Raw genomic sequence first — 16,530 nt, forward strand, 5'->3', positions numbered from 1 at the left:
CACCCTCCGCGACGCGCGAATCCGTGTCGACCCGCACCACCGGCACCCCGTTCCGGACCAGCGCCTCCAGCTCCTCGGCCGACCACCCCGACCCCGGCTCCGGTACCCAGCCCGAGGACCCGTCGCAGCCCTGCGACGGGCCCTGGAAGCCTTTCGGATCGAGCATGGAGTCAGTCTCCATCGGACCACCGACATCGCCCGGCGCCGCGTCCGCTGCAGGCTCGGCGGCACCCTCGCGATCGGTCGAATCGGACATGCCTACACTCTCCACCCGAGCACTGACATCCACTCCGGCGGTCGTGCACGAAGGCGCCGCGACGCGCTCGTACGGGACATGGATCCCCACCGGGCCATGGAGGCCGCGACGGAAGCGCCTTGGACGAGGTCGGCTAGCCCCGGGCTGCCGACCTGGTGGCTGGCGATCCCAACACCTGGCGTGCATGCGTCCGGCCCCGGTGGAACGTCGCGCATCGTCACGATGTCGATGGACTCTCGTGAGGGCCACTCCGACGCCCGCCTAGCCTGGAGCGGTGACCGACGCGACCGACCTCCCACGCGCCGTCACGGACCTCGTGCCACCAGGCCTGATCGAGCGGGTGCGTCAGCACGTCCCCGCTCCCGGCGACCCCAGCGGCACTGAGTGGCTGCTCACGGTCCCGCGACTGGTGGAGGAGCTGGTCGGCGCGTGGGCACTGCGCGTGACCGGGGCGGCTGCGCATGGGAACGCCTCCCTCGTGCTGCCCGTCGAAGGTGCCGGCGGCCCTGCGGTGCTGAAGGTCGCCTGGCCGCACCCGGAGATCCGCGACGAGCACCGGGCACTGAGCATCTGGAGCGGGAGTGGCGCAGTCAGGCTGTTCGCCGCCGACCCGTCCCGCTCTGCCCTCCTTCTCGAGCGGCTGGACCCGCAGGATCTCGGCGGGCCGCCCGTCACCGTGCTCGACTCCTGCGAGGAACTCGGAAGGCTAGCCGCCACGCTCGACCGGCCGGCACCGCCCTGGTTGCACCAGCGGGCCAGCGACCATCTGCGAGCGCTGGCCGCCGACATCGAGACGCTCCGCGCCGGGCCGCACGCCCATGCCCTGCCTCGCCGCCTCCTCGACCGCGGCCGCTCCCTGGCGCTCGACCTCGCCGCAGATACGGGCATCGACGCGCGCCTCGTCCACGCCGATCTGCACCACCACAACGTGCTCTGGCGTCCCGACCCCGGCGAGTGGGTCGCGATCGATCCGCACCCGCTCGCCGCCGACGCCACCTGGGTGGTCGCACCGGCACTGTGGAACCGGTGGGAGGAGGCCGCCGGCGCATACGACATCCGGATCCACCTCAACTTCCGGCTGGATCTGATCTGCGGCGCCGCCGGCCTCGATCCCGACCGAGCGCGCGCGGTGAGCGAACTACGGATCCTGCGCAACGCCGTGGGCGACGTCCAGACGCAACCACCGGACCTGGCCGACGCACTCACACGGCACGTGACCATCATCAAGGCGCTCCAGCCGGCCTGAGGCACCTGCAGTACTGCCTAGGATGCGCTGCGCTTCTGCGTGGCACGAGCGCAGCGCGTCCTGATGACTGTGCCGAGCGCGCTCGCCCCGGCCCGCCGGGCCGTCAGAGCCGCTCGTACCGGGCGCGAGCGAACGCGAACAGGCCGTACGCAGCGAGGCCGATCGCGACCACCCCCAGCAGCACGACGCCGAACGGCTGGTCACGCAGCGTCTTGAGCGCGGCGTCCATGCCGGTGGGCTGGTCGGAGTCGGCCTGCGCGGCGGCGACCAGGAAGAGCAGGCCGGTCACGGCCAGCGCCACCCCCTTCGCGGCGTACCCGACGGTGCCGAGAACCATCACGGCCTTGCTCACCTCGCGCCTGCCGGCGCCACGCATCTCCTCGAGAAACTTCCGCTTCATGCCCTTGTAGACGTGGTAGCCACCCGCCCCGAGCACGGCGAGCCCGAGAATCCCGACCAGGATCCGCCCACCCGGCGCACCCATCAGGGTGCTGGTGGCCTCCGAAGTCGAGTCGCCGCTGTCCGCGCTGCCGCCGGTGGCCACGCGGAACGTGGTCACGGCCAGCGCCCCGTACAGCACGCACATGCCGGCCGCCTTCGCACGGTCAGCCAGCTGCTCGCGATTCGACCCCTGACGCGGCACGAACACCTCGATCAGGTGCCATACCGCGAGCGCCGCAAATCCCACCGCGCACACCCACAGCAGCACGCCGCCGCCCGTGGTCCCGCTCAGCTCCTCGAGAGCACCGCCCTGGTCTGCCTCTCCCGAAGATCCCAGTGCGACCCTGCCCGCGATCCACGCGAGCAGCAGATGCACGATCCCGCTGCCGACGAACCCGAACCGCGCCAGGAACTCGAGCCTGCTGCTGTCGTTGGCCCTCGCGGCCACATGTCGCACGTCGTCGCTCACGGGTCAATCTGATCAGAGATCGGCGCCCGGCATAGCCTGGTCCGATGCCGATCGACCTCGACTCCCTCCGCGTGGAGGTCCTGCCCACCGAGCAGACCGATGCGAGCACGGACATCACCACTGATCTCGGTGGGGGCATGGTCGTGCGACTGGTGCGCACGACCGAGGCGGGGCCCGAGGCGCTGGCGAGCACCGCCGTCGACCTCCCGGGTGAGAGCCTGCTCAAGATCGGGGTCGGCACCACGATCAGGGCGGAGCTCGAGGGCATCGACGTGCGCCCGCACAATCTCGGCGAGCACAGGTTCCTGGGCGCGGCCGTGGACGGCTCGCCGTACGTGTCGTCGCTGCTCATCTCACCCCGCCCGCCGTTCGGGCTCGAGGGCGTGGACGACCTGCTGGTGGCGTCACCGCGGCGCTCGCTCGTGATCTGCCGCCCGATGGAGCGCAACTTTCCCGACCCGTGCGCCACGCTCGAACGCCTCGCCGCCACGGTGTTCCGCGAGGCCGCCGACCCCTGCACGCCGCACGTGTTCTGGTGGCGTGAAGGCGCGCTGCATCGGATCCACGTGGACCACGAGGCCAAGCACGTGACGGTCGCACCCGAGGTAGCCGACCGAGTCGGGAGCCTGCCGCGGCAGATCTGAGGCCTCCCCGGCGACCTGCTACGAGAAGTGCACCCCGCCGTTGAGGTCGAGCACGGTGCCGGTGACAAAGCCAGAGTCGAGCCGGGCGTAGTACTCGACCGCCGCGGCGACATCCGCCGGGTATCCCGGCCGCGCCACCGGGATCGACGCGATCGTCTTCTCCTGGTCTGCCTTCGGGGTGAACGTCTCGTGGAATGGGGTGTCGAGGATCAGCCCGGGCGCGATCGAGTTGACGGTGATCCCGTCGGCGGCGACCTCCTTGGCGAGCGCGCGTGTGAGGCCGTCCACGGCGGCCTTGGATGTTGCGTACGCGCCGGACCCGTTGCCGCCGCCGTTCTTCCCGGCGAGCGAGGCGATGTTGATGATCCGCCCGCCTTCGCCGAGGTGCCGCAGCGCGGCGCGGCTCACGTAGAACACCGAGGACACGTTCACCCGCCACACCGCGTCCCAGTGCTCGTCGCTCATCTCGGCGAACCGGTGCCGCGCGAGCAACCCGCCCGCGTTGTTGACGACCACGTCGAGCCCATCGAGTCGGCCGGCCAGATCATCCACGACGGCGTTCACCGCCGCCGAGTCCGTCGCGTCCAGCCGGGCGCCGATCACCTCGAGCCCCTCACCCGCGAGCGCGGTCACCACCTCGTCGGCCGACCGGCTGTGCGTCGTCAGCGCCACACGCGCGCCGGCGGCGGCGAGCTGCCGCACCACACCGAGCCCGATGCCGACACCACCGCCCGTCACGATCACGCGTCGTCCGCTGAGGGTCTGAGCCTGCTCCATATCCATCTCCTTAGTTGAAGTCTTCCGAGCCGGCCTGCACGAGCAGGTCACCGCTCACGAACGTATCGCCAAGTCCGATCGTGGATCGCGGCGTGTCCAGGTACGGGGTGGCCACCACGCTCGCGCGGTATCCGTGGCGCGGCGAGACCGAAGGCGGGATCTCGACGGCGAAGCGCGCCTCGCGCGGAATCGCCCAGATTCCTTGTGGCTCGCCGTGAGCAGCGCGGTTGGCCGCCGCGAGGCTGCCGGCTGCGAGCGCCAGCTCCTCGCGTGCCGGGTCGAGTCGGTGCACGCTCATCGCCCAGCGGTCGGCGTGCACGACGACCCGCAGCAACCGGTGCGCCTCGGCGAAGTCGGCAGCGACGGCCGCCGGCTCACCGGACCCCACCAGGCGTTCCAGCTCACTGGCGTTCATGCCCACCGAGTCCACCTGCCCACGCATGAGCTCCATCACCCGCGCCAGCTCGGCCGGCCGTGCGTACTCCGCGAGCTCCAGGTGCACCAGGCGCGCTCCGGCTTCCTGCCAGCGCGAGGCAAGCTCGGCGACCACCGGCACCGCCTCCTCCCGTGCCTGACCGAGCCCGTTGAGACCCGAGACCAAGCCGACGCCGCCTCCCACGAGCTCGGGCGACCGCGCGATGAAGTCGTCCTCCAGGTGCAGCCGCTTGCGCGCGAGCACCACGGTGATCCGGCTCGAGCGCGTCACCGTGACGCCACCGCCTGAGGTGCCGAGCGTCAGCTCCAGCACATGGTTCGACGGCACCATCGGACCCGGCACCGCCTCCACCTGCGGCACCGGCACGGGCTCACCTGCCGACATCAGCCGCACCCCGCCGGCGGTCGCCCGGAGTTGCCGCTCGCTGCGATTCGTCAGCGCCAGCAGCGGGCTCAGCCCGAGCTCCGACCAGCTCCAGCATGCCTGGATCGACGTGCCGCCGCACTGCACCTTCTCAGGCGCTCCGACGAGCAGCTCGAGCAGTGGCTCGGCCGACTCGTCGTCGATGAACAGCTCGCCATCGCGGCCCTCACGAAGCCAGCTCTGCAACGTGGCGAGACCGGCGTCGAAGATCGCCGACCCCACATGCTCAGCGGTCACCAAGCGCTCCAGCGCCGTGTCGGTGACCCGGTGCAGCGCGTCGGTGGTGGCGCTGAACCCGGCCACGATCGGTCCGCTGCGAGCCACCAGCGCTGCGCGGTCCTCCACGAGGCGCTCGTATCTCTCGCGCGCCGTCAACGCCCCACCAGCCCCGCCACGAGGCCGCCCAGGAACGTGTCACCGAGGCCGATGGTGGTCGGGCGCTCCGTGCGAGGGCGGGGGATGGGCACCATGGCGATCGCGCCACCGATCAGCTGCTCCACCCGCCGCGCGACCTCGGTCACGTCGGCCTCGATCGGGAGCGTCCCGACGGCGTCCCGGTCCTCGGGCGTCCAGTCGTCACCGTGCGCGAATCGAGCCGTCGCGGTCAGCACGCCGGCGCGCAGCGCCTCCCGCAGGTCGGCGTCACCGCCGTACGCGAGTGCCCAGTCGCGGGTATGGATGACGAGCGTCGGCACACCGAGCAGGGCGTGCAGCTCGAGCACCGCGCCGGCGACCGCCTCCGGGTCGAGCAACACCAGCTCGTGGCCCAGGTAGTGCTGCGCCTCGTCCTCGTTCATCGACCAGATGTCGATGGCGCCGACCAGCTCGGCCAGCACCACTTGCCGTTGCTCGTCGTGATGGAAGCCGGCGTCCTCGTAGACGACCAAGGCCTCGCGCCGGCGGGCGTCGAGATGCTCCCGCACCTGGCGCGTACGCTCGCGAATCGCGTCCACACCCGGCATCGAGTTGAACCCGGAGACCACGATCATCTCGGCGTGCGCGATCGCCTCGCCGAGACCTGGGTGCAGCCGCAGCTCGGCGTTCGGCGGGTCGTTCACCAGGATCAGCCGGTTCGGCCGAGGCGCCACCACCTCGGCCTCGCCCACCCGGACCCGCGCGCCCGCCGGGTACTGCACGATCACGTGCGGGTCGGTCGAGTCCGCGTCAGCACTGCACAGGTACTCGGCCGAGGACGGCAGCAGCCGGCGCACGTCGTCGTCGATCGAGACCAGGTGCAGCAGCGAAGGCACGGCGAGCCGGTCGAGCGCCACCGCAGCACGCACGCTGGACCCACCCAGCGAGACCACCGAACGGAACCGGCGCGCGAAGGTGAGCAACGCCGTCGGATCCTCGACGAACCGTTCACCTCCGTGGCCGCCGCGCATCTGTGCGAGCAGGGCGAGCACGATGTCGCGCTCGCCGACCACCGTTCCCGCAGCGGGCGCATCGAGCTCCGCCGTGGTGATCGCGTGCTCGACGGCCAGCGCCTCCAGCACCGCGGCGTCCCACGCCACCTCGTAGTCGACGCAGCCGCCCATCCCGAGGACGACATCGGCACTCATCGGTACAGCGTGGCCTTCCCGGCGGCGCCGAACAGGTCGATCTTTGCTGCGGCGACCACCTTGAGCGCCTCCTCGCACGGCGGCTGGATGACGTTCGGCTCCCGGTGACCCGCGTCGGTCAGCACCTCGCGCATCCGCTCGAAGTAGGCCACCTTGATGTCCGAGGAGATGTTGACCTTGTTGATGCCGCGACGGCAGGCCTGGCCGATCTCGTCGTCAGGGTTGTTCGAGCCGCCGTGCAGCACGAGCGGGATCGACACAGCCGCATCGAGCTCGTCGAGCAGGTCGAGCTTGAGCTCGGGCTTGAGCGAGGAGGGGTAGAGCCCGTGCCGGGTGCCGATCGCGACCGCGAGCGAGTCCACCCCGGTCTCCTCGACAAACCGCACCGCGTCCGTAGGCACCGTGTAGATGATGTCGTCGGTCCCCGCCTCGGCATATCCGTCGGTCTTCCCGATCGTGCCGAGCTCGGCCTCCACCGAGACGCCCACCGCGTGCGCCACCTCCGCCACCCGGCGCGAGAGCGCCACGTTCTCCTCGAACGGCAGCAGCGACGCATCGATCATCACAGAGGTGAAGCCGTACTGGATGGCCGTGAGCGCTTGCTCGAAGGTTCCGCCGTGGTCCCAGTGGATCGCGGTCGGCACCGAGGAGGTCCGCGCGCGGTCGATGATCGCCGGCAGCAGGTACTTGCCGATGTGCGCGACCTCGTCCGGGTGGATCGCGATGATGTGCGGCGCCTGCTTCTCCTCGCACACCTCGAACACCGCGTTCATCATCGAGTAGTCGCTGATGTTGAAAGCGGGCACGGCGAAGTTCTCCGCCGCAGCCACCTGCAGCACCTGGTCTCCGGACAGCAACATGTGATGGATCTCCTTCAGGTCGTTGTGCGTGCGCGCTCAGCTGTAGTGGTGGGTGGTGCCGGCGGATCCGAAGAGATCGATCTTGTGGCGCACCAATTCCTTGGCCGCCTCCATCCCGGCCGGCACGATCAGGCGTGGGTCCAGCAGCTTCTCGTCCTGCAGCACCTCGCGCAGTCCCCGGTAGAACGCCTTCTTGACGTCCGAGGAGATGTTGACCTTGTTGATCCCGCGGGTGCAGGCGTCACGAATCTCGGTGTCGGGGTTGTCCGAACCGCCGTGCAGCACCAGCGGGATGCCCACCACCGCGTCGATCTCGTCGAGAAGGCCGAGCTTGAGCTCAGGGATGAGCGTCTTCGGGTAGATCCCGTGCCGGGTGCCGATCGCGATGGCCAGCGAGTCGATCCCCGTGCGCTCAGCGAACTCCTTCGCCTCGGCGGGAACGGTGTAGAGGATGTCGTCGGTGCCGCCCTCGTCGGCGCCCTCGGTCTTGCCGATAGTGCCGAGCTCGCCCTCCACCGACACCCCGGCCGCGTGCGCGATCTCCACCACCCGCGAGGTGATCTCGATGTTGGTCTCGAACGGCTGCAGCGAGGCGTCGATCATCACGGACGTGTACCCGAGGCGGATCGCTCGGACCACCTCGCCGAGGTCGTTGCCGTGGTCCCAGTGCAGCACGGTCGGCACGCTGCTCCGTGCGGCCCGCGACAGCACCGCGGGGATGAAGTCCGGCCCGATCCAGTTCCCGTCCTTCGGGCCCAACGCCACCATCAGCGGCGACTTCAGCTCCTCACACACCTCGAAGGCCGCCATCAGCATGCCGTAGTCGGACAGGTTGAGCGCCGGTACTGCGAAGCCGTGCTCGCTCGCCGGTGCGAGGATCTCGGTCCCCGTGATGAGTGCCATGAAGGTCGTGCTACCTCTCGTGTGGTGGGTCCGGACTCAGCTCTTGACCGAGCCCGATGTCATGCCGCCGATGAAGAATCGCTGGAAGAAGATGAAGAGCAGGATCACGGGCAGCGAACCCAGCACGCTCATCGCCATCATCTGGTTCCAGTCGTAGGAGTGCTGGCCCATCAGCAGCTGGATGCCGATGGGGACAGTGCGCATGTCGTCGGTCCGCGTGAGCGTCAACGCGAACAGGTACTCGTTCCACGCGATCATGAACGTGTACATGCCCACCGAGACCATGCCCGGGACAGCGATCGGGATCAGGATCCGCCAGAGTGCTCCGAAGGAGGAGGTGCCGTCGACGCGGGCGGCCTCATCGAGCTCGCGCGGCAACGTGTTGAAATACCCGGTCATCATGATGATCGCGTAGGGCAACGTGAACACCATGTAGGTCAGGATCAGTCCGGGGTAGGTGTTGTACAGCCCCAGTGCCACGACCAAGCCGAAGTAGGGGATCAGCAGCGTGATCGGCGGCACGGCCTGCACCGAGATCACCGCGATGTTGATGATGCTCTTGCCCGGGAAGTCGTACCGGCTGAAGGCGTACGCGGCATGCACCGCCACCAGCAGCGTCAACCCTGCGACCGCGAGTGAGACCACGTACGAGTTGAGGAAGAACCGTAGCTGGCGCGCGTCGGTCAGGATCGCGAGATACGGCGCCAACGAGGAGTTCTCGGTCAGCAGCGTGGGCGGGTAGGCGAAGATCTCCGGGTTCGCCTTGAACGAGGAGAACAGCATCCACAGCACGGGAGCGCCAGCGAACATCGCCCCGAGGATCAACCCGACCAGAGTGAGCACGATCGCGATCCGGCGGCGCCCCGCCGTCGTGAGCCGACGTGATGGGTGCGAACGTACGGGAGAAGCAGTCGTGGTCATGTCAGTCCCTCGCTCGCTGGTGCCGCACGTACGCGTAGGCCATGGCGGCGGAGATCACCAGCACCACCACGGCGCTGGCCGATGCAGCCGAGAACATGTACTGCGAGAACGCGAGCTTGTAGGTGTACGTCGAGAGCAGCTCAGTGCGGTCGAGCGGACCGCCGCCGGTGGTCATCCAGATCAACGTGAACTGATGCGAGGTCCAGATGAGGTCCAGCAGCATCATCGAGATGATGATCGGGCGCAGCTGCGGGATCGTGATCGAGAAGAACTTGCGGAACGGGCCGGCGCCATCAACCGAGGCCGCCTCGTACAGCTCGGCCGAGATCCCCTGCAGGCCGGCCAGCATGCTGATCATGAAGAACGGGTAGCCGCACCAGATATTGATCAGCACCACCGCGAACAGGGCGAGATTCGGGTCGGCCAACCACTCCTGCGGCGAGTCGATGATGCCAGTCTCGACCAGCAGGAAGTTGAAGACCCCGCTCGGATTGAGGATCAGCCGCCACAGGACCGCCACGATCGCCACCGTGAGCAACCATGGCAGCACGAAGATCGTGCGGAAGATCGTCTTGACCCAGTGAGGCAACAGCTGCGTGTTCAGCAGCATCGCGAACCCGAGGCCGAGCACCAGGTGCGCGGCCACCGAGGCGAGCACGAACACCGCCGTGTTCTTCAGCGCCGCGTGGAACTGCGAGTCGGTGAAGATCTCGATGTAGTGCTCGAGCCCCACGAACTGCGGGTTCGCGTTCGTGATGACGTTGTTCTGCAGCGAGTACCAGATGACCATGCCGATCGGCAACGCCATCAAGACCGCCAGCAGCACCAGCGTGGGCGAGAGGTAGCCGAAGGCCACCGCCGTGACCTGGCGTTGCTTGTTCCGTGCCACGTGATGCCTCCTTTCGAGTCCGGGCCGGTGGGAATGGCGCGGGGACGCCGGGCACAGCGCCCCCGCGCGCGGTGACTAGAAGATGTCTTCCCACTCCGTCTGGATGTTGCCGAGCGCCTCGTCGATCGGCTTGTCCTCGGCGAGCACCTGCTGCAGCTCCTCGTCGAAGATCCGCATCAGTTCATCCGCCAACGGGAGGCCGGTGAACTCGCTGACCGGGGTCCCGGCCTGCCAGATGTTGAAGGCGTCCTCGAACAGCGGGTCGGACTCGCTGAAGTCAGGGGTGACGTTCGCGTTGCCGGGGAACCCGTTGGCGAGCGCGCTCAGCTGGCCGTTCGGGCCCTCGCTCATGAGGAACTCGATCAGCTTCCACGACTCTTCAGGGTGCTCGGTGTTCGCGGACATCCCGATGCCCCAGGAGGCGTACCGCACGCCGGACTCGCCGGTGAAGCCATCCTCGACCGGCAGCGGCACCACCGAGAAGTCGAGGTCGGGGTTGTTCTCGCGGATCAGGTTGATGTGCGCCAGCGAGGAGACCATCATCGCCACCCGCTCGTTGGTGAACTCCTCGACCTTGTCCTGCTCGGCCATCGTGAGGCCGCCGGGCGCGATCACGCCGTCGTCCCACATCTGCTTGAGCAGTTCGATGGTCCTGGTGACGTCCTCGTTGTTGACGTCCGGGCCGCCATCCTCCGAGAGCATGGATCCACCCGAGGCCCAGGTCAGCGGCAGGATGTCGATGTTGATGCCGTTGGGCTTCTCCAGGCCGAGCGCGGTCACGTAGCCGGCCGCGCCGCTGCCCGAGTCGGTCACTGCCTGGGCGGCCGCCGTGAACTCCGACCAGGTGGTCGGCGCCTCGACGCCCGCCTGCGCCAGCAGCTCGTTGTTGACGAACATCGGGTAGGCGAAGTTGACCACCGGGATCATGCGGGTGGAGCCGTCCACCTGGACCTGCGCGGCGAGCTGGGAGTCGTCGTACCCGGCGTCGGACATCGCGGCCGAAAGATCGGCGATCGATCCCTGGGTCGCGAAGTCATGCACCCAGGCGCCGTCGAGGCCGAGTACATCGGGCATCGTGCCTGAGGCCGAGCCCGCGATCACCTGATCCTTGATCGAGGCGTACGGACCCGAGAGCAGATCCACGGTGATGCCCGGGTTCTCTTCCTCGAACTGGTCGATGAGCGCCTGGAACTCACCGTCAGGGAGCTCGGGCTCCCACCACTGCATGAACTCGATCGTGACGTCACCGCCGTCGCCCGAGCCTGTCCCGCCGCCGCATCCTGCGGCGAGCGCGGCCACGCCGAGCGCCGCGACGAGGACCTGGGTCCGTGGGCGCCAGCGGTTGTGTCGAACAGCGCTGTTCATTGCTCCTCCATGTGTCTGCCGTCGGGGCACCACTGCCGTGTGGTGCGCATTCGTGCCGAAGCGGTGCGTGATACTTGCACGTTTCTGCGCAAACATGCAAGAGTCGGTCTGACATTCGTGCTCGACGGCGCAGCAACAGGCATGGTCGTCGCGGTACCTTTCGGGCATGCCAGGGGAGAGTCGGGCGAGGAAGGCTGACGTATGACCACAGCGGACACAGAGGCCGGAGACACCGGCGGGGAGCTACCCGCCGTCCGTCGGGATCGGATCGTCGGCTTCGTCGAGTCGACCCGTCAGGCGAGCGTGCACGAGATCGCCGAGCAGTTCGAGGTCTCCACCGACACCGTGCGCCGCGACCTCACCGCACTCCACAAGGACGGCAAGCTCACCAGGACCCGGGGCGGCGCCGTCGCCAACTCGCTCCTCAACAGCCCCGACCGCGAGCTGCGGATCCGGCAGATGCTGCAAGAGCAGGAGAAGGCACGGATCGGCGAGCTCGCCGCGCCGCTGATCCCCAACGCCGCGGTCGTCGCCTTCAACGGCGGCACCACCACACTGGCGGTCGCGCGCAACCTCACCGACCATCGCGAGCTGACCGTCGCGACGAACAACCTGAGCATCCCGTTCGAGATCCCGCCGCACTCGGTGAACAACCTCTATGTGTTTGGCGGTGACGTCCGATTCAGCTCACAGGTCACGGTCGGGTTCACCTCGTTCCCCGATGTCGAGGTGCCCGGGATGGTGCACTTCGACCTCGCGATCATCGGGGTCGGCGGCGTCACCACCGAGGGGTTCTCGGTCAGCAACCTCGGCGAGGCGTCGATGATGCGACAGATGATCAGGCGCTCCACCACGGTGGTGATCGTCACCGACAGCACGAAGTTCAACCGCCATCAGTTCGCCCTGGTCGCCCCGCTCGACTCCGCACATCACCTCGTGACCGACTCGCCACCGCCGCCCGACGTCCACGAGGCGCTCCAGGCCGCAGGCGTGCAACTCCTCTTCGACCCGCCGGATGACGAGCTCGATGACTGAGACGCGTCCCAACGTGCTGCTGGTCATGACCGACCAGCAGCGCTTCGACACGATCGCCGCGCTCGGTTACCCGCACATGGTCACACCGCAGCTCGACAGGCTGGTCACCGAGGGCGTGGCGTTCGAGCGGGCGTACGTCACGGCGCCCTCCTGCACGCCGAGCCGCGCGAGCTTCTTCACCGGGCTCTACCCCTCGGGCTGCGGCGTGCTGAGGAACGACGAGTCGTGGCCGCGCACCTGGGTCGAGGACCTGGCCGAGTCGGGGTACCGGTGCGTCAATGTCGGCAAGATGCACACGTTCCCGTACGAGGCGCCGAGCGGGTTTCACGAGCGGCACGTGGTGGAGAACAAGGACCGCGGCACACCGACCGTGCCGTACCTGCTCGACAACTGGGACAAGGCGCTGCATGCGAGCGGCGTGGTCAAGCCGGACCGGCGCACCCTGCGCCACACGCCGGACTACGACGAGCGGCTCGGCGCGTTCGAGTGGACGCTGCCGGAGCGGCTGCACGCCGACGGGTTCGTCGGCTCCATCGCCGCTCACTGGCTCGACACCTATCCGGGCGACGAGCCGTTCTTCCTCCAGGTCGGCTTTCCCGGGCCGCACCCTCCCTACGACGCCCCCGCCCGCCTGCTCGAGATCTACGCCGACGCCGAGATCCCGCCGGTCAACCGCGACGAGAGCGAGTTCGCCGCAATGCCCCCGCAGGTGCGGTCGGTCCGGCAGGAGCACCTCGAGCACGACCACGACTCGATCGTGCATCTGGAGCACCCCAGCGCCGAGCAGCAGCGGCGGCAGCGGATCCACTACTACGCCAACGTGACGTTGATCGACGAGCAGGTCGGCGAGCTGATCGCTGCGCTCGAGCGCCGGGGCGTGCTGGAGAACACCGTCATCGTGTTCACGTCCGACCACGGTGACGCGCTCGGCGACCACGGCCTGTCCCAGAAGTGGACGATGTACGAGCCCGCGATCCACGTGCCGGCGATCATGCACGCCCCGGGCCGGCTGCGCTCCGGCGTCACGGTTCCCGAGCCGATCTCGCACATCGACCTCGGCGCCACGATCCTCGACCTCGCCGGCGTCGAGCGGCGGCCGGGTACCTCGGCCCGGTCGCTGCTCCCGGTGCTCCGTGAGGACGACGGCGACTGGTCGGGTCGGGAGGTCGTGTTCGCCGAGCAGGCCCGCGACGGGATCCAGCGCGACTCCGAGATGATGACCATGGCCTTCGACGGCCGCTGGAAGCTCGTCTCCTTCAGCGACGACCCCGCGCACGGGCAGCTCTTCGACCTGCACACCGACCCGTTGGAGCGCGCAGACCTCTGGGACGACCCCGCGCACGCGGATCAGCGGCTACGCCTGCTGAGGGCCACCGCCGCCTGGCGCCAGGAGGTGCTGTTCAGCTCCCGCGACTGGTGGCGTGCCGTCAGTTGAAGCGACCGAGATGTCGTGGCCGCTCCGCGCGACGCGCGCCGCCAGGTTGGCCGCCTCGTTGCCCGACGAGTGCGCCTGGGCCGTCACCTGGAAGAATGGCCGGATGCCTGACGCGGAGTTGTGGGATGTCACCGACGAGCATGGGAACCTCACCGGGGAGGTGTACCACCGGGGCGACCCGGACTGGCCGGAGGGGCGTTACCACCTGATCGTGGCGGTCTGCGGGATCCTGCCGGATGGGCGGATGCTGCTCACGCAGCGGGCGGCGTCGAAGATCTACGCGTTCTCGTGGGAGTTCCCCGGCGGCAGCGCGTTTGCGGGCGAAACCAGTGCGCAGGCCGCCGCCCGCGAGTTCCGGGAGGAGACGGGCCTCACCGTGGATCTCCCGGATCTGGAGCTCGTCGGCCGCTTCACCGAGGAGTCGGCGCTGCTCGACATGTACCTCGTCCGGTTCACCCACACACCGTTGGTCACACCGGAACCGAGCGAGGTCCACGCGGCCGAGTGGGTCGCGCCCGAGGAGCTTCAGCGGCGGTTGGCCGCCGGCGAGCTGGCGGCGCCCTGGACCGACCGGCTCGCGGCGCTCTGGCCGGCGATCACCGACGCCCTCACGCCGACTGCCTGAGCTCAACGGCTCAGGCCACCTGGGCTCAGCCGTGCCCGCCCTGCCGGGCCAGCCACTCGGTGAACCTGTCGCTGCCCAGCGGTCCCCACATCGGCGGCACGTCCACGCCGAGCTGATTGAGCACCCAGCGGCGGAACTCCGCTACGCCTGCCACGGCGGCCTCGTCCTCGGGCGGGCGACCCAGCACCTGGGGTGAGATCGCCGGGTATCCGACCGCGGCGAGCCGCAACAGGTCGACCGCACCATCCCCGAGAAGCGACGCCCCGCCGTCGGGAGTGAGCGCGACCACCCGGGTGACGCCGTCGTCGTCGAGCCACAGGGCGACCCGGGTGTCGTCGGGCGAGGCGGCGATCGGGACCACCCGTTGCAGGGCCGGGTGCCCGGCACCCCAGCGATCCGCCAGACCCAGCCCACTGCTGAACACCAGACCCGGGCGCGCCTCCGGTGGGCCCGGGGCGGCGAGCTCGGTCCCGTCGCCGGCTGCGAGCACCCAGCCCTGACGCTCCATGAAGACCCAGGCTCGCTCGAGCTCGTGCGGGAGCGACCACCCTTCAGGTAGCCGCGACTGCAGTACTGCACCGATCCGGCTCGGCTCCGCAGGCGCCTCGCCTGCACCGTCGAGCCACGCGACCGGATCCTTCACGCCGGACATCACGCGTTCCACCCGCAACCGCAACCGCCACGGGTTCCTCAGGGTGCCGTAGAGGTAGACCAGCTCGTCGCCACCACCACGGAGCATGCTGCCGACCCGCACCGGGCCGGAGTCGGTCACGGCGGCGTCCTCGTCACCCTGAAGCGACCCGAGCAGCCACTGCGGAGCGAACCGGTGGGTGCCATCGGCCGTGGCGAACAGGTGCGCACGCACGTCACGCCACCCGAGGCCGATCTGCAGGGTGCGATGCACCTGCTCGAGTGTCTGCGTGCCGAGAACACGCAACCGGCGCCAGATCTGCGGGTCGTGCTCGAACATGACCATCAGGTCCACCGCGGTGTCGGCAGCCAACGAGAACGGCAGCTCGACCGGCTGCCATGCCGCGCTCTCGTCGGAGGTCCCCACCACCCCGGACAGCCCGGAGACCGCCTCGACGATCGGATACCTGAAGGGTTCAGGCGCCAGCGCAGCGCTCGCGCCGCGTTCCAGCGTGGTCGTCTCCAACAACCCGAACCCGGTCAGCGCCTCGAGCGCGGCCAGCACCTCACCCTCGAACATCGCGCGCTGCTCGGACGTGGCATCCGGTGCCGCCTGCGCCACGAACATCTCCGCGAGGTCGGTGGTGCCCGCCTCCTCGTCGTCCTCCCCGTCGGCGGCGTAGTACGCCACGTCGGTCGAGGCAACCAGCGCCACCAGCACCCCCATCGCCCGGGGGAGCAGTGCGAGACCGGCCTCGGCGTCCGCGACCAACGCGCGCAGGACCGCGGCCCTGGCCAGGGACCGCACCACCCGGTGCATGAACATGCTCGACGGCGGTGGGCAGCCACCTGTCTCGGTCACCTCCGCGGTGGGCGCCAGGGTGTCGTCACCGTGGGCGAGTTCCGCATCCAGGAGCGCACCCACCCAGATCTCGTGCGCGACCGAGTCGGGCTCGAGACCCGCCACGTCAGCGATCTCGGACCTGCTCAGCGACCCCTGGCGTGCCAGGGCGTTGAGCGTCGCCTGCAGCGGCCCCGCGTACCCGCTCCGCACACCGCGCGTGACCAGCTCGGTCGGGCTCGGACGGGTCCGGAGCTGGTCGGCGATCGTCTCGTCGACCAACCCGCCGAGCGTGGTGAGTCCGAGCGGCTGCTGCGCCGCCGCCCATCCGATCACGTCCCAGCACTCCTGCACCGCCCGCTCGCTGCGCCGCCACAGCTGGTGCGCACGGAGGAACACCAGGTAGTGCGCGAGTGTGGCGACCGCGTGCTCGTAGTCCTCGGCGGCCACGGTGTCGTCGCGCGCCAGGTCGCGGATCAACCAGCTCAGCAGCGCCGGGGTCGGGTCGTGCAGGTCGGCGTCGCCACGCCGCGCGCGTGCGAACAGGTCGGCGAGCGCTGCTCCCGGGTCCTGTGACCGACGTTCGCTCGCCGTCATCCAAGCCTCGAACTGCGCGACCGTGCCCTCGATCGTGCCCTGCTGCGTCATCGTCTCCCTCTCGCGCGCGTGCACGCTCCAACGATCCCGCATCCGCCCGCTCACCCGCGCCACGCCGATGGGCAGCCCTCCCCTCTCCACGCGCGGCCACCTCCCGTCTCACCGCACCTCCCCG

General features: G+C 69.4%; 16 protein-coding genes. 5 read left to right on the plus strand and 11 right to left on the minus strand.

Going from position 1 to position 16,530, the window contains the following annotated elements; all coding sequences use genetic code 11:
- Positions 1-256 (minus strand): hypothetical protein (locus tag ACOJSN_RS23880; RefSeq protein WP_420114981.1); only part of this gene is annotated, 256 nt, incomplete at its 3' end.
- A gap of 274 nt (positions 257-530) precedes the next feature.
- Here ACOJSN_RS23880 and ACOJSN_RS23885 point away from each other — a divergent pair.
- A complete protein-coding gene (locus ACOJSN_RS23885; protein WP_420114982.1) occupies positions 531-1,502 on the plus strand; it encodes an aminoglycoside phosphotransferase family protein in 972 nt (323 codons plus the stop codon).
- A 103-nt stretch (positions 1,503-1,605) separates the two neighbouring features.
- Here the strand turns inward: ACOJSN_RS23885 and ACOJSN_RS23890 are convergent, their stop codons facing one another.
- Complete coding sequence (locus tag ACOJSN_RS23890; protein WP_420114983.1) at positions 1,606-2,412, minus strand: DUF1206 domain-containing protein; 807 nt, start codon at positions 2,410-2,412, stop codon at positions 1,606-1,608.
- 44 nt (positions 2,413-2,456) lie between these two features.
- Here ACOJSN_RS23890 and ACOJSN_RS23895 point away from each other — a divergent pair, with 44 nt between their 5' ends.
- A complete protein-coding gene (locus ACOJSN_RS23895; protein WP_420114984.1) occupies positions 2,457-3,056 on the plus strand; it encodes a hypothetical protein in 600 nt (199 codons plus the stop codon).
- Positions 3,057-3,074: 18 nt separating this feature from the next.
- Here the strand turns inward: ACOJSN_RS23895 and ACOJSN_RS23900 are convergent, their stop codons facing one another.
- From ACOJSN_RS23900 to ACOJSN_RS23935, 8 genes are all read right to left on the minus strand, one after another.
- Positions 3,075-3,833: an SDR family NAD(P)-dependent oxidoreductase gene (locus ACOJSN_RS23900; RefSeq protein WP_420114985.1), complete on the minus strand. Its 759-nt coding sequence runs from the start codon at positions 3,831-3,833 to the stop codon at positions 3,075-3,077.
- 10 nt (positions 3,834-3,843) lie between these two features.
- A complete protein-coding gene (locus ACOJSN_RS23905; protein WP_420114986.1) occupies positions 3,844-5,067 on the minus strand; it encodes an ADP-dependent glucokinase/phosphofructokinase in 1,224 nt (407 codons plus the stop codon).
- Positions 5,064-6,254, minus strand: coding sequence for an ADP-dependent glucokinase/phosphofructokinase (locus ACOJSN_RS23910; RefSeq protein WP_420114987.1), 1,191 nt, complete (start codon positions 6,252-6,254; stop codon positions 5,064-5,066). The genes ACOJSN_RS23905 and ACOJSN_RS23910 overlap by 4 nt, the downstream gene beginning before the upstream one ends.
- Positions 6,251-7,114 (minus strand): ketose-bisphosphate aldolase, encoded by an 864-nt coding sequence (locus ACOJSN_RS23915; protein WP_420114988.1) that lies wholly within the window; start codon positions 7,112-7,114, stop codon positions 6,251-6,253. Before ACOJSN_RS23915 ends, ACOJSN_RS23910 begins: the two co-directional genes overlap by 4 nt.
- A gap of 36 nt (positions 7,115-7,150) precedes the next feature.
- Positions 7,151-8,017: a ketose-bisphosphate aldolase gene (locus ACOJSN_RS23920; RefSeq protein WP_420114989.1), complete on the minus strand. Its 867-nt coding sequence runs from the start codon at positions 8,015-8,017 to the stop codon at positions 7,151-7,153.
- 36 nt (positions 8,018-8,053) lie between these two features.
- Positions 8,054-8,938 carry a carbohydrate ABC transporter permease gene (locus ACOJSN_RS23925; protein ID WP_420114990.1) on the minus strand — a complete coding sequence of 295 codons (885 nt, stop codon included), beginning with the start codon at positions 8,936-8,938 and terminating at the stop codon, positions 8,054-8,056.
- Between the two features lies 1 nt (position 8,939).
- A complete protein-coding gene (locus ACOJSN_RS23930; RefSeq protein WP_420114991.1) occupies positions 8,940-9,827 on the minus strand; it encodes a carbohydrate ABC transporter permease in 888 nt (295 codons plus the stop codon).
- Between the two features lie 75 nt (positions 9,828-9,902).
- Positions 9,903-11,192 carry an ABC transporter substrate-binding protein gene (locus ACOJSN_RS23935; protein ID WP_420114992.1) on the minus strand — a complete coding sequence of 430 codons (1,290 nt, stop codon included), beginning with the start codon at positions 11,190-11,192 and terminating at the stop codon, positions 9,903-9,905.
- A 201-nt stretch (positions 11,193-11,393) separates the two neighbouring features.
- Between ACOJSN_RS23935 and ACOJSN_RS23940 the strand changes: the two genes are divergently transcribed.
- The 3 genes from ACOJSN_RS23940 to ACOJSN_RS23950 all read left to right on the plus strand — a co-directional run bounded on the left by ACOJSN_RS23940 (position 11,394) and on the right by ACOJSN_RS23950 (position 14,287).
- On the plus strand, positions 11,394-12,227 hold the full coding sequence (locus tag ACOJSN_RS23940; protein ID WP_420114993.1) for a DeoR/GlpR family DNA-binding transcription regulator: 834 nt from the start codon (positions 11,394-11,396) through the stop codon (positions 12,225-12,227).
- On the plus strand, positions 12,220-13,662 hold the full coding sequence (locus ACOJSN_RS23945; RefSeq protein ID WP_420114994.1) for a sulfatase: 1,443 nt from the start codon (positions 12,220-12,222) through the stop codon (positions 13,660-13,662). Before ACOJSN_RS23940 ends, ACOJSN_RS23945 begins: the two co-directional genes overlap by 8 nt.
- A gap of 103 nt (positions 13,663-13,765) precedes the next feature.
- Positions 13,766-14,287 carry an NUDIX hydrolase gene (locus ACOJSN_RS23950; RefSeq protein ID WP_420114995.1) on the plus strand — a complete coding sequence of 174 codons (522 nt, stop codon included), beginning with the start codon at positions 13,766-13,768 and terminating at the stop codon, positions 14,285-14,287.
- A gap of 25 nt (positions 14,288-14,312) precedes the next feature.
- Here the strand turns inward: ACOJSN_RS23950 and ACOJSN_RS23955 are convergent, their stop codons facing one another.
- Positions 14,313-16,406, minus strand: a complete 2,094-nt coding sequence (locus ACOJSN_RS23955; protein ID WP_420114996.1) for an IS1096 element passenger TnpR family protein — start codon at positions 16,404-16,406, stop codon at positions 14,313-14,315.
- Between the last annotated feature and the right edge of the window lie 124 nt (positions 16,407-16,530).

It is taken from the genome of Pseudactinotalea sp. (assembly GCF_048594945.1).
Classification (GTDB): Bacteria; Actinomycetota; Actinomycetes; order Actinomycetales; family Beutenbergiaceae; genus Pseudactinotalea.